The organism is Ruegeria sp. HKCCA4633 (assembly GCF_013034605.1).
GTDB lineage: Bacteria > Pseudomonadota > Alphaproteobacteria > Rhodobacterales > Rhodobacteraceae > Ruegeria.
The window spans coordinates 26,800-38,932 of the sequence record NZ_WQGJ01000011.1; the positions used below are offsets into that span (position 1 = coordinate 26,800).

A 12,133-nucleotide genomic window follows, 5' to 3' on the forward strand; every position below is an offset into this window, starting at 1 on the left:
AGAGCCACGGCACAGTTATTTAGGGTTGAAGGTTTGCTTGCGAAACTCGCGTTCAGCGCCTATCGTCACATTCTTATTCTGCAATAATATTATGGGAGAGATTCTATGAAATCGCTGACCAAGACTTTTGTTGTGGCTGCTGTTCTTGCATGTGGAGCAACAATCGGACATGCCAAAGACAAGAACATTCTGCCGAAAGACAATGCGGAATTTGAAAACTATGGCGAGGAATCTGGCTGGAACATCTTTGTGGACAAGAGCCGAAATACTTGCCTGATTGAAAGGGTGGATGAGAATACCAACGTTGTGCAAATGGGTCTAACGCCAGACAAGGATTTCGGCTACATGGGTGTTTTCACCAAGGCTGACATCGAGTTTAAGGATGACAAGGTAGAGCTGCTCATGGACAATAAATTGTACTATGGCGATACAACAGCAGCGCCGCCCAATTTGGCAGACGGGTACAAAGGCGGTTATCTCCTTGCTAACAATCCTGACTTCGTCACAGACGTGATGGAACGCGAAACGATGATTGTGATGCCGGAGTCCAACTTTGCCTTCGAAATTAGTCTTGCTGGCACAAAAAAGGCGATAGAAGCGGCGCGTGCATGCAACGCTTCTCTGACAAACTGATCATTCGAATTTTCTAAAGGCTGCTCAAGTTTTGGGTGGCCTTTTTTTGTTCGTTAGTGATGACAAAAAATTTGCGTCCCGACCTGCAGTATTTCAGACTGCCTTCACCACTATCCTCGTCAGCAGCCTAACGGTGACCGACCGGTCCTTTTAATTCTGGTTCGGTGGGCAATGCATGATCTGGTGGTTCTACCCCATGCTTTTCCAGCCATTCCAGCATTTCACCCCATTGGGTTTGGATGCTTGGTGCGCTGCGATACTCACGTAACTGTTCCAGCCGACATTTAAGATCATACGGAATCGTTCGGGGCCATTTGCGCATGAATTTGTTCTACTATTGTTCTCACCCCTGTCAACGGAAGTTTGACAGTGGGTGGGTGAGTCGTCGGTCAAACTAGCCCATATTGCCCATATTGCGGACGATACCGCACCCCGATCGCACCCCCGAGGGGCGCACCCCTCACAGGACAAGCCGAGACGGCTCGTAACCATATGAATTTTATTGATATTTTGGTGGAGCCTAGGGGAGTCGAACCCCTGACCTCTTGCATGCCATGCAAGCGCTCTCCCAACTGAGCTAAGGCCCCATCATGGTACCGTCGATGCGGTGAGCGGACGTTTAGGAGACAGTGACGGCAAGTGCAAGTCCAAAATTGGATTTGAGCGTGAATTTCCGCCCCGCCTTCAGGTCAAATGAAAAAGGCGACCCTTGGGGCCGCCTTCTGCTTGATCAGTTGTCGTCTTCCGAGGACATGTCGGTAATGTCGTCCAAAGAAACGTCATCATTGTTGTCGTCATCGTCGTCCAGCAGATCGTCATCCAATTCGACGTCAACATTATCGTCATCGTCCAGAACCAGATCCTCTTCTGACGCCTTTTCACGCGCCTTGACCGAAGCTGCATCTTCCGCATCCGCCGCGATCATGCGGCTTTTGGATGTTTCAAGCTCCACGATCTCGCCGGTGTAGGGGCTGATGATCGGGTCCTTGTTCAGGTCGTAGAACCGCTTACCGGTTGTCGGGCAAACGCGCTTTACGCCCCATTCTTCCTTGGGCATGTCAAATCCCCTTGATATCAGGTGAGTCGTCTAAATGATTCAGCTCACCTGCCACAGGCAGAGGGCACTGTCAAAGTCTTTGCGCAAGAGAGGTCGCGATATGGGAGAGCACGCATTGCCAGGGACGCCGCCGGTGCCGCTGAGGCTGCGCAAATCAGCCCGGGCACGGCGTATCAGTTTGCGAATTTCTCAGTTGGATGGGCGGGTTACGTTGACGTACCCAATTGGCGTGCCAGAGACCGAGGCCCTGAACTTTGCGCGCACGAAAGAAGAATGGATTCGGCAGCATCTTGAGGACCGGCCGGATATGGCCAAGGTTCAGTTTGGGCAAACGATTCCAATTGAAGGCGTTGATCGGCGAATCGTGCCTGCTGTTGGCCGGCGGGTTTTGCTGCAAGCAAACGAGGTCGCGGTTCCAGAGGGCGCAGAGGCGCGGCGGTTGGCGCGATTTCTTAAGGAATTGGCGCGGGACCGGCTAACCGGGGCGTGCGACGACTATGCGGCTATGCTGGGACGGCCTTATTCGACGCTGAGTCTGCGAGATACGCGGTCTCGTTGGGGTTCGTGCAGCTCGCATGGTGGGCTGATGTTCTCGTGGCGACTGATCCTGGCGCCACCTGAGGTATTGCACTATGTGGCGGCTCATGAGGTGGCGCATCTTGCCGAAATGAACCATTCGCCTGCGTTCTGGGCGCAGGTCGAGAAGATCTTTGGTCCCTATCAACACCCTCGCCGCTGGTTGCGCCACAACGGGGCGGAGCTGCATCGCTTTAGATTTGATGATAAGCCGAGTTGACCTCGCGTGATTTTGTGATCACATAAGCGCATGATGAACGCGCGCACCTCCGAGACCCAAACTGCCACGCATGACCGGGTGTATCGGGTCCTGCGATCTCGAATCATGCATGGAGAGATGGCGCCGGGTCAGGCACTGACCCTGCGCGGCATCGGCAAGGAATTCGGTGTTTCAATGACCCCTGCACGTGAGGCGGTGCGCCGTCTGGCTGCTGAAGGGGCGCTTTTCCTTTCTACATCGGGCCGTGTATCGACGCCGGAGCTGACAAATGACCGGATCGAGGAGTTGGCAGCGTTGCGGGCATTGTTAGAGGTCGAGCTGGCAAGCCGGGCTTTGCCGCGCGCGCATATCGCGCTGATCGATCGGTTGCAGAGCATCAACATGACCGTTGCCGAGATGGTGACCAAGCGAGACGCGGTTGGCTATATTCGGTCAAATCTGGAGTTTCACCGCACTTTGTATCTGCGCGCGCAAGCGCCTGCGATGCTTGCCATTGCCGAAACCGTCTGGTTGCAATTGGGACCAACAATGCGGGCGTTGTATGGGCGTCTGCGGCGCACTGAGCCCCCGCATTATCACAAGCTGATCATTGCTGCGCTAAAGGCCGGGGACGAGCCGGGTTTGCGGCTGGCGGTACGCTCGGATGTGACGCAGGGGTTGCGTTTGCTGGTGAGCTGAGCGGCTTCCCGCCGACATTGCATTGATGCCCTTCCTTTGCGCCACTCTACTGGCCTGAGAGGTTCTGCTGGGGTACTCTTGAGTCAAATCACAAACAAGAGCAGACCCCATCATGATTTCGCGCCGCGCCTTTTCTTTTTGTCTTGGATCAACATTATTGGCTGCCTGCACGGGCGGCAGTGCTCCGACTCGAGCCCCTGCATCCCGGATGCGGGCAGTTCCGAACGCGGGTTGGGATGCCTGGGTTGCCGGGTTCAAGACCCGCGCCACATCGCAGGGAATCTCCCAGACTACACTCGATCAAGCGTTTCGCGGGGCAGGGTATTTGCCCGACGTGATCGAACGCGACCGCAATCAGGTCGAGTTCAAGCGCTCGCTCGAGGATTATCTGGCCATCGCCGCCTCGGACGAGCGGATCGAAACCGGTCAGCAGATGCTTCGCAAATACAACGGCACCCTGGCGCAGATCGAGGCACAATATGGCGTGGACAAGGAAGTTGTCGTGGCCGTGTGGGGTCTGGAAAGCCGTTATGGCGCGCGTCGCGGCGATGTGCCTGTGATCTCGGCCACTTCGACGCTGGCCTATGACGGGCGACGCGGTGCGTTTTTCGAAAAGCAATTGGTCGCGGCTCTGCGTATCTTGCAGGAAGGCGATACCACACCCGCCAACATGACCGGCAGCTGGGCCGGGGCGATGGGGCATACGCAGTTCATCCCGACCTCTTACCTCGCCTATGCGGTCGATTTCACAGGGGATGGACGGCGCGATATCTGGTCCGAGGATCCGACGGATTCGCTGGCCTCTACGGCGTCGTATCTCGCGCGCGCCGGTTGGGTTCGGGGCCAACCCTGGGGAGGAGAGGTCGGAACGGTTTCGGGTACACCCGTCGCCGTGTTGCAACCGCAGACACCGGGGCCGCGCATTGCCGTGTTCCGTAACTTTCAGGTCATCAAGCGATATAACAATTCAGATAGCTACGCGATTGGTGTGGGCCATCTGGCAGACAGGATCGCAGGTGGTGCGCCGTTTCAGGCCTCGTTCGGGCCAGACGCAAATGGTCTGACGTTGGAGGATCGCAAAGAACTACAGCGCCGTTTGACGTCAGCGGGTTACGATACAAAAGGCGCGGATGGGGTGATTGGCAAGAACACCACATCCGCCATCAGCGCTTATCAAACCGCAAATGGCTTGCCTGTCACGGGTGAACCTTCGATTGGTTTGCTGCGCCGCTTGGGCGGCTGACGGTTACGCCGCCAGCCCTTTTGAACCGATATCCAGGAATTTCTGACGGCGGCCCTGAATCAGGGCCGCTGCATCTTTGCCGTCCAGCTCTTGCAGCATGGCGGTGATGGCCGAGCGTACGGCTTCCACGGCTGCTGGGCGGTCGCGATGCGCGCCGCCTTTGGGCTCGGTGATAATACGGTCGCAGACGCCCAGCTTATAGAGGTCCTGGGCAGTCAAGCGCAGCGCTTCGGCGGCCTCACGCATCTTTTCTGCGTCTTTCCACAAGATCGACGCGCAGCCTTCGGGCGAGATCACCGAATAGACCGAGTGTTCCAGCATTGCGACGCGGTTTGCCGTGGCAAACGCCACAGCGCCGCCGGACCCACCTTCACCTATAATAACCGAGACCAAAGGCACGCCGATTTTCAGGCACATCTCGGTTGAACGCGCGATGGCTTCTGATTGGCCGCGTTCTTCGGCTCCTTTGCCGGGATAGGCCCCGGCTGTATCGATCAGTGTAATAACCGGCAGGCCGAAACGCCCGGCCATCTCCATAAGGCGAACGGCCTTACGATAACCTTCGGGGCGGGCCATGCCGAAATTGCGCGCAATCCGCGATTTGGTGTCAGAACCTTTTTCGTGCCCAATCACCATAACCGGCTGATCGTTGAATCGTGCAAGGCCACCGATCACGGCCAGATCGTCGGCAAAGTTGCGATCGCCTGCCAGCGGCGTAAACTCGGTGAACAGAGCATCCACGTAATCATTGCAGTGCGGGCGTTCCGGGTGACGCGCCACCTGACATTTCCGCCAGGGGGTCAAATCGGCGTACAGCTCTTCCAGCAGCTTTGCGGCTTTTGCATCCAGCGCGGCGGCTTCTTCGGACACATCCATTTCTTCGTTGGTGCGGGCCAGCGCACGCAGCTCTTCAGCTTTGCCTTCAATCTCGGCCAGCGGTTTTTCGAAATCCAGATACTGGGTCATGACGCCTCTCAACGCGGAAGTTCCCTGCTATATGGCCTGACGTTGCCCGGGATGCAACTCAGCAAGATTTGTGGCTTCGCACTATGCGACCACGGTTGGGCAAGAAGAAGGAAGGATGACGATGGCCACTAGCTATGAAGATCGCGTGCTGCGCGTTTTGGCTTATATCCATGACAACCCTGCCGGGGACTTGTCGCTGGATGCGCTGGCCGACGTAGCCGCAATGTCCAGGTTTCACTGGCACCGGGTGTTTCGCGCTCTGACCGGTGAAACCTGTGCACAGGCGGTGCGTCGCGTTCGCCTGCACCGAGCGGCCACTTGGCTTGTGTGCACGGATCGGCCGATCACGGATATTGCAGCGTCTGTGGGATATCCCAATCCAAGTTCTTTTGCGCGGGCATTTTCTGATGCCTATGGCGGCAGCCCTGCCGCCTTTCGTAAAGCGGGTCAATTTCACCCCGCGCAACCTGATTTTAAAACCGGAGGATATCCGATGCATCCTGTCACAACCCGAACAGAACCTGCCCGTCGTGTCGTCGCCTTGCCGCACAAAGGGGCTTATTCAGAGATCGGCAAAAGCTTTGAAGCTTTCGGAGCTTTGTGCGAGTCTCGCCAGCTTTGGCCGCAGGTTGGGCCAGTTCTGGCGTTATACTTCGATAGTCCCGATGATGTTCCCGAGGATCAATTGCGTAGTTACGCCGGGGCTGAATTCCGGGGTGCAACAACCCCTGAAGGGATGGAGGAGATGTCGATCGCCGGTGGCAAAACGGCTGTGTTGACTTACAAGGGGCCATATTCCGGAATTGCGGCTGCCTATCACAGCCTTTTTGGCAACTGGCTTCCAGACTCAGGTGAAGAACCTGCAGACGAGCCGTGTTACGAGATCTACCTCAATGACCCTCGCGAAACAGCGCCGGATGATTTGCTGACCGAGATCTGCCTGCCCTTGAAGTGATCCAAAGCGTATCAGGCGGGATCCGCTTGGGCCCTGTCTTAGCTCTTTTTTGCGGATCAAAAGAACCGATTCACCAGGCGGTGTTCTGCGGGTGGTTCAGGGTAAGCCCGTCTTTCAATAGTCTGCTGCTCGGAAAAGATCCCTAAGGCTTCGTTTAATGCCAGATTGCCATGCGGCAAGGCCTAGGGTTCGGACCCAAGGTTAATCGCGACCGGTCTTGCAGTTCACTTTGAACTTTGTCGCGACACTTACAGCGCACTGCGCTGAGTTCGCTGACGGTACAGTTGGTTTCAATTTGATATTTTCAGGGCGTTTTTCATAAAACACAGCACAAGGGTGCATCTTCATTGAACCTCTTGTTGGTGTTACAAAACTTCGGGTTTGCTTCACTGAGTTGTGATTCACATCTGCAACAATCGCGTGAATGCTGCAATTCCGTCTCTTTTCCGACGAAATCTGTGCTGATAAGCGTTTATCTAAATGTTGGGGCGGTAAAAAGTGCGAGTGGGCAGATGAGAGCCGGAGCAAACGGTCAAATAGCCATTTCTTGGAACCAGACAGAGCTTGATGAGCTTGAGGCACCGCCTTTGGCTTTTTTGGTCGTCGGGGCAGCATGGTCCTGGCGTGGTCAGGCCGTTTTTCTGAGCGAGAGTATCGAACAGGTAGTTGAACGATCTGGAAGTGTCGGAAGAGCCGCTTCTTCGACGAAGGATCGCTTTGCAGTCATTCGGGATATCACTGGGGACATGTGTGGCACTGTCGTGTTGACCAATGGCGCGCAAAGGTTCAGTGCTGATCTGGTCGTTCAGGAGGGTGATATTGATCCGACATTTGTCTTCACGAATGGATGCCCCCCACGGGACCAGGCCTTTTGGGTGAGCGAAGTGAACGAGTTCGTTGCCTCGGCCTTTGTGCAGCCCGAGCATGACACGACGGTTGTAAGCTTTCCCCGTCAGGCCCTGTCGCGGCACAGCTGATCCCAAACGCGAACCAACTTCCTGTCGTCTTTTCCTGGCGGGTCCGCGTCGGCGTGTATGAGTGCCGCTCCTTTTCCTGATTCAATTCGCTTATTGACTCTACCAATCCTGCGGATATAAGCGCGGCTTCATTGGTGTTGGTGGCCCCCGCAAGGGGAAGCCTGTCATGGGGGAAACCTCAAGAGGACAACGCCCTTCATAGTGGCCCTTTGGGCCTCGACCTAAACGAAGGAGATCAGCCGTGACCAAACGCACGTCTGCCAAGTACAAAATTGACCGCCGGATGGGCGAAAACATCTGGGGTCGTCCGAAATCCCCGGTCAACCGTCGCGAATACGGCCCCGGCCAGCACGGACAGCGCCGCAAGGGCAAACTGTCGGACTTCGGTCTGCAGCTGCGCGCCAAGCAGAAGCTGAAAGGCTACTATGGCGACCTGACCGAGAAGCAGTTCCGCCGCATCTATGCCGAAGCCGTACGTGTGAACGGCGACACCGGTGAAAACCTGATCGGTCTGCTGGAGCGCCGCCTGGACGCTGTCGTTTATCGTGCCAAGTTTGTTGCGACCGTCTTTGCTGCTCGTCAGTTCGTCAACCACGGTCACGTCAAAGTAAACGGCAAGCGGGTCAACATCCCGTCCTACCGTGTCAAAGAAGGTGACGTGATCGAAGTGCGTGACAAATCCAAGCAACTGGCCGTTGTTCTGGAAGCGGCCGCACTGGCAGAGCGTGATGTTCCGGATTACATCGACGCGGATCACTCGAAAATGACCGCCACTTTCGTGCGCGCACCTGGTCTGGGCGATGTGCCTTACCCGGTTGTTATGGAGCCGAACCTGGTCGTCGAATTCTACGCGAAGAACTAATCTTCGCCGACATACAGATTTCCAAGGCCGCGCAAGTTGCGCGGCCTTTTTTATGCAGCGTTTTGCGTTCCAATGTCTTGCCTTGGGGAAACACCAAACTTGCGGGAATACTCCCGGCTGAATTGAGTGGGGCTTTCATATCCCACGTCAAACGCCGCTTGCGATACGCTTACCGCGCCGTGTGATAAAATCCGCCGTGCTTCGAGCAACTTGAGGTCTTTTTGATATTGCAGCGGAGATTTGGCCGTCACCGATTTAAAATGCGCGTGAAAGGCTGAAACGCTCATCCCAGCGGTTTGCGCAAGGTCAGACACCGGTAGTGAGGTTCGAAAACCTGAGCGGATAACGTCAATCACCCGCGCGATTCGACTGGCGGGGCTGTCGCGCCATAGCATTTGCCGCAGCATTCCACCGTGATCCGCTTGTAGCAGTCTGTAATGAACTTCGCGGCTGATCATCGGGGCTAAAATCTGCGTGTCCATCGCGTTCTGACTGGCGCGAAACAGGCGGGTCATGGCATCGATTAGATCAGGTGTGGCTTTGGACGCAGCAAGGCTTTGTGCCATTTCGGGCGCTGCCGGTGCAGAGCCGACTTCATCATACAATCCACGAAGGATGGACAAGTTGAGTGAGAAGACAAGCCCGACATACGGTTTCTGCCGGCTCGCTTCGGTAACAGCGGCCAATACCGGGATGGAATGACTGACGATCAAAGAGTCGCCTGCTCCGAATTGGACAAGCCGATCTCCGATGTGTGTTTCCTTCTTACCTTGTAGAACTAGGCAGACGATGGGTTCATAAACCTGCGCCTCAATGGGTTTAGTTCTGATGTCATGTAACAGGCCGAACCCATCCAGTTTGGTCGTGTAGAACGGTTCACTTTCTGACTGTTCGTGTACGGCTTTGCAAATATCGGTGATCAGATCAAACGTCATGCTGTAGCGCCTTTTGGTTATGCCCAGCATAGTTTGTGGGGCGTGTTCGCACCATTGAAAATCCGAAGCTTTGGAGAATCAGGCAGAAGTTGAGGAGGATCCGGCAGGTATTTCGCGGTGCGCAAAGTTATTTGTCTCTCAGGCTTATCATTGCGGAGAAAGACCATGGCACAGACCATCCTCATCACCGGCGCGTCGTCTGGTATCGGCAAAGTCACGGCAGAACTGTTTCAGAAACAAGGTTGGAACGTCATCGCCACCATGCGCAGCCCGGAAAAGGAAACCGAGCTATCGCAGTTGGAAAACGTTCTGGTCACCCGTCTGGACGTAACCGACGAAGCCTCGATCACAACGGCCGTTGCAAACGGGATCGCGCGGTTCGGCCAGATCGATGTTCTGCTGAACAATGCAGGGTATGGGGCCTACGGGCCGTTGGAGGCGTTCCCGATGGACCGCATTCGTCGGCAATTTGACACCAACGTCATCGGTCTGCTGGCCGTAACCAAAGCGGTATTGCCGCATATGCGGGCGAACGGCTCTGGCTGCATCGTCAACATCTCATCCATCGGTGGACAGATCACCTTCCCGCTTGGGGCGCTGTATCACGGCACGAAGTTCGCAGTCGAAGGTCTGTCAGAGTCGCTGCATTACGAACTCGCTGCGGCTGGCATCAAGGTCAAGATTGTCGAGCCCGGGCTGATCGCCACAGATTTCGGCGGCCGCTCGTTCGACTTAGTCAATGATGAATCCATGACGGAATACCAGCCGGTGGTCCAGGCCTTGTTCGGCGCCTGGGGTTCAGAAGAGATGGCATCGCGCACCTCACCGCCCAGCGTTGTGGCCGACGTGATCTGGGATGCAGTGACCGAGGGGACTGACACATTGCGGTATCGCGCGGGCGAGGATGCGGTCGAATACCTCGACAACCGCAAGGCACTGGACGATGCCACCTTCATCGGTGGAATGAAAACGATGCTCGGGCTGGCCTGAGGTCTAAATCGGCAGCGGTCGCCCTTCGGTGATCGCTTCCATCGCGAAATACGAGGTCACACTGTCCAGTTCGACCTTTTCGATCAGGCGTTGGTAGACCTTGTCGTAAGACGCCATATCTTCGGTGACGACTTTCAGTTGGTAATCGTAATCGCCGCCGATGCGATGAAAATCCACGACTTCTGGGATGGTCAGAACATGGCTGCGAAACGCCTGAAGCCATTCGGCCGAATGATGCCGCGTGCGCAGCATGACAAAGACCGCTAAGCTCAGCCCTAGTTTCTCGCGCGCGATACGAGCGGTGGATCCAATCAGGACGCCATCTTCGTTGAGGGCCTTCAATCGCCGCCAGCAGGCATTTTGAGAAAGACCAACGCGATCTGCCAATTCCCGTTGGGATAGGGTGGCGTCCTTTTGCAGTTCTTTCAGAATGCGCGTGTCAATTTGATCTAATTTTGAAGTCATACTTGATCATATGACACAAAATATTCGAAATCTACGCAAAGATAGGTGAAGTTTCCCCGGTGCGAATAAATCACATTGGTTGGGCAGTTAGGAGCCCATGCCATGACCCTGTCCAAATTTCGTGCGGATCTTTGTTCGACCACTCACAATTCCAACCTGCGCGACGGACTTATCGGAGAAAATGTTCTGATCCCGGGCCTGCTTGGGGACGTACCGCTTGTCTATGCGGATTACGTCGCTTCGGGCCGTGCATTGCGGCAGGTCGAAGACTATGTCGCGCAGCATGTGTTGCCGTTCTACGCGAACAGCCATACCGAGGCCTCCTACTGCGGTTCCTACATGACACGTCTGCGTCGCGAAGCACGCGATGAGATAGCCCGCCTTGTTGGCGCGAGGGGAGAGGACACGGTGATCTTTACCGGGTCCGGTGCCACGGCGGGGCTCAACCGGTTGGTCAGTTTGATGGGAGTGGAAGAGGCTGACCAGCCGGTTGTTTTGATCGGGCCATACGAGCATCATTCAAACATCTTGCCCTGGCGCGAGAGCAAGGCGCAGGTGATCGAAATCCCCGAGGCACGGGGTGGGGGTGTTGATCTGAACGCATTGCAAAATGCGTTGCAATCACATGCGGACGCTGACCTGTTGATCGGGTCGTTTTCTGCCGCATCTAATGTGACGGGCATTATTACTGACCCAGATCCGGTGACGCGATTGCTCAAGGCGCATGGGGCTTTGGCCGTGTGGGACTATGCCGGCGGCGGGCCGTATCTGCCGATGGATATGGGTCCGGCGGATGCGCGCAAAGACGCCATCGTGGTTTCTCCGCATAAGTTCCCCGGTGGTCCGGGCGCGTCAGGCATTTTGATCGTGAATCAATCGGCCGTTCAAAGAAATTGCCCCAGCTGGCCCGGCGGTGGCACGGTCAGTTTTGTATCGCCATGGCGCCACGATTACAGCGCCGATCTGTCAACTCGCGAAGAGGCCGGAACGCCCAACGTGATCGGAGACATACGCGCGGCACTGGCGTTCATCGTGAAGGATGTCGTCGGAACAGAGGAAATTGCCGGGCGCGAAGCGCAATTCAACCAGATGGCTCTGGAAGGTTGGCAGGACAACCCGCACCTGACTTTGCTTGGGGTCGATAACCCGCATCGCTTGCCAATCTTCTCGTTTCTTGTTCGCGACAATGCTGGACAACCGGTGCATCAGCAGCTGTTCACCCGGATGCTCAGCGACATCTATGGTATTCAGGCGCGCGGTGGCTGTGCCTGCGCGGGACCATATGCGCATCGTTTGTTGGGGATAGATCGCGCCATGTCCGAGGAGTTGCATGCGGATTTGTCGGCCGGAGAAGAGATGAAGAAGCCCGGTTGGGTGCGCTTGAATTTCTCGTATCTGATGGACGAGGAAACGGTTCAGTTCATTATCGACAGCGTCAATGACTTGTCCCGCCAAACCGAAGAGTTCGCGCCCTTTTACAACGCCGACCCGGCAACCGCGCGCTTCAAAGCCGCATGATGGATTTGCCGCTTTTCTCAACCCGTTGAGACAGGTATGAGAGGCCCATTCAACGGAG

General features: G+C 55.9%; 13 protein-coding genes and 1 tRNA gene. 9 read left to right on the forward strand and 5 right to left on the reverse strand.

The genetic code is table 11. From position 1 onward, the window contains the following. Positions 1–105 precede the first annotated feature (105 nt). Complete coding sequence (locus GOV85_RS19405) at positions 106–633, forward strand: hypothetical protein (protein WP_171181288.1); 528 nt, start codon at positions 106–108, stop codon at positions 631–633. Between the two features lie 511 nt (positions 634–1,144). Here GOV85_RS19405 and GOV85_RS19410 read toward each other — a convergent pair. After that, a tRNA-Ala gene (locus GOV85_RS19410) sits at positions 1,145–1,220 on the reverse strand. Between the two features lie 143 nt (positions 1,221–1,363). Continuing rightward, on the reverse strand, positions 1,364–1,690 hold the full coding sequence (locus tag GOV85_RS19415; protein WP_171181290.1) for a TIGR02300 family protein: 327 nt from the start codon (positions 1,688–1,690) through the stop codon (positions 1,364–1,366). Between the two features lie 100 nt (positions 1,691–1,790). Here GOV85_RS19415 and GOV85_RS19420 point away from each other — a divergent pair, with 100 nt between their 5' ends. The 3 genes from GOV85_RS19420 (at position 1,791) to GOV85_RS19430 (ending at position 4,407) form a co-directional block, all read left to right on the forward strand. Beyond that, positions 1,791–2,486, forward strand: a complete 696-nt coding sequence (locus GOV85_RS19420; protein ID WP_254443004.1) for a M48 family metallopeptidase — start codon at positions 1,791–1,793, stop codon at positions 2,484–2,486. A gap of 30 nt (positions 2,487–2,516) precedes the next feature. After that, positions 2,517–3,164 carry a GntR family transcriptional regulator gene (locus GOV85_RS19425; protein WP_171181294.1) on the forward strand — a complete coding sequence of 216 codons (648 nt, stop codon included), beginning with the start codon at positions 2,517–2,519 and terminating at the stop codon, positions 3,162–3,164. 112 nt (positions 3,165–3,276) lie between these two features. Continuing rightward, a complete protein-coding gene (locus GOV85_RS19430) occupies positions 3,277–4,407 on the forward strand; it encodes a lytic murein transglycosylase (protein WP_171181296.1) in 1,131 nt (376 codons plus the stop codon). A gap of 3 nt (positions 4,408–4,410) precedes the next feature. Here the strand turns inward: GOV85_RS19430 and GOV85_RS19435 are convergent, their stop codons facing one another. Continuing rightward, positions 4,411–5,373, reverse strand: coding sequence for an acetyl-CoA carboxylase carboxyltransferase subunit alpha (locus tag GOV85_RS19435; protein ID WP_171181298.1), 963 nt, complete (start codon positions 5,371–5,373; stop codon positions 4,411–4,413). A gap of 121 nt (positions 5,374–5,494) precedes the next feature. Here GOV85_RS19435 and GOV85_RS19440 point away from each other — a divergent pair, with 121 nt between their 5' ends. The 3 genes from GOV85_RS19440 to rpsD all read left to right on the forward strand — a co-directional run bounded on the left by GOV85_RS19440 (position 5,495) and on the right by rpsD (position 8,167). Beyond that, complete coding sequence (locus GOV85_RS19440) at positions 5,495–6,328, forward strand: GyrI-like domain-containing protein (RefSeq protein ID WP_171181301.1); 834 nt, start codon at positions 5,495–5,497, stop codon at positions 6,326–6,328. A gap of 512 nt (positions 6,329–6,840) precedes the next feature. Then, positions 6,841–7,305: a hypothetical protein gene (locus GOV85_RS19445; protein ID WP_171181303.1), complete on the forward strand. Its 465-nt coding sequence runs from the start codon at positions 6,841–6,843 to the stop codon at positions 7,303–7,305. Between the two features lie 241 nt (positions 7,306–7,546). Next, on the forward strand, positions 7,547–8,167 hold the full coding sequence (gene rpsD / locus GOV85_RS19450; protein WP_058275494.1) for a 30S ribosomal protein S4: 621 nt from the start codon (positions 7,547–7,549) through the stop codon (positions 8,165–8,167). Between the two features lie 50 nt (positions 8,168–8,217). On the opposite strand, the gene GOV85_RS19455 is transcribed toward rpsD, so the two are convergent. Beyond that, positions 8,218–9,102 carry an AraC family transcriptional regulator gene (locus GOV85_RS19455; protein ID WP_171181306.1) on the reverse strand — a complete coding sequence of 295 codons (885 nt, stop codon included), beginning with the start codon at positions 9,100–9,102 and terminating at the stop codon, positions 8,218–8,220. Positions 9,103–9,267: 165 nt separating this feature from the next. Between GOV85_RS19455 and GOV85_RS19460 the strand changes: the two genes are divergently transcribed. Further along, a complete protein-coding gene (locus GOV85_RS19460; RefSeq protein ID WP_171181307.1) occupies positions 9,268–10,092 on the forward strand; it encodes an SDR family oxidoreductase in 825 nt (274 codons plus the stop codon). A 3-nt stretch (positions 10,093–10,095) separates the two neighbouring features. On the opposite strand, the gene GOV85_RS19465 is transcribed toward GOV85_RS19460, so the two are convergent. Beyond that, a complete protein-coding gene (locus GOV85_RS19465) occupies positions 10,096–10,557 on the reverse strand; it encodes an Lrp/AsnC family transcriptional regulator (protein WP_171181309.1) in 462 nt (153 codons plus the stop codon). 102 nt (positions 10,558–10,659) lie between these two features. Here GOV85_RS19465 and GOV85_RS19470 point away from each other — a divergent pair, with 102 nt between their 5' ends. After that, positions 10,660–12,075, forward strand: coding sequence for an aminotransferase class V-fold PLP-dependent enzyme (locus GOV85_RS19470; protein WP_171181312.1), 1,416 nt, complete (start codon positions 10,660–10,662; stop codon positions 12,073–12,075). Positions 12,076–12,133 lie beyond the last annotated feature (58 nt).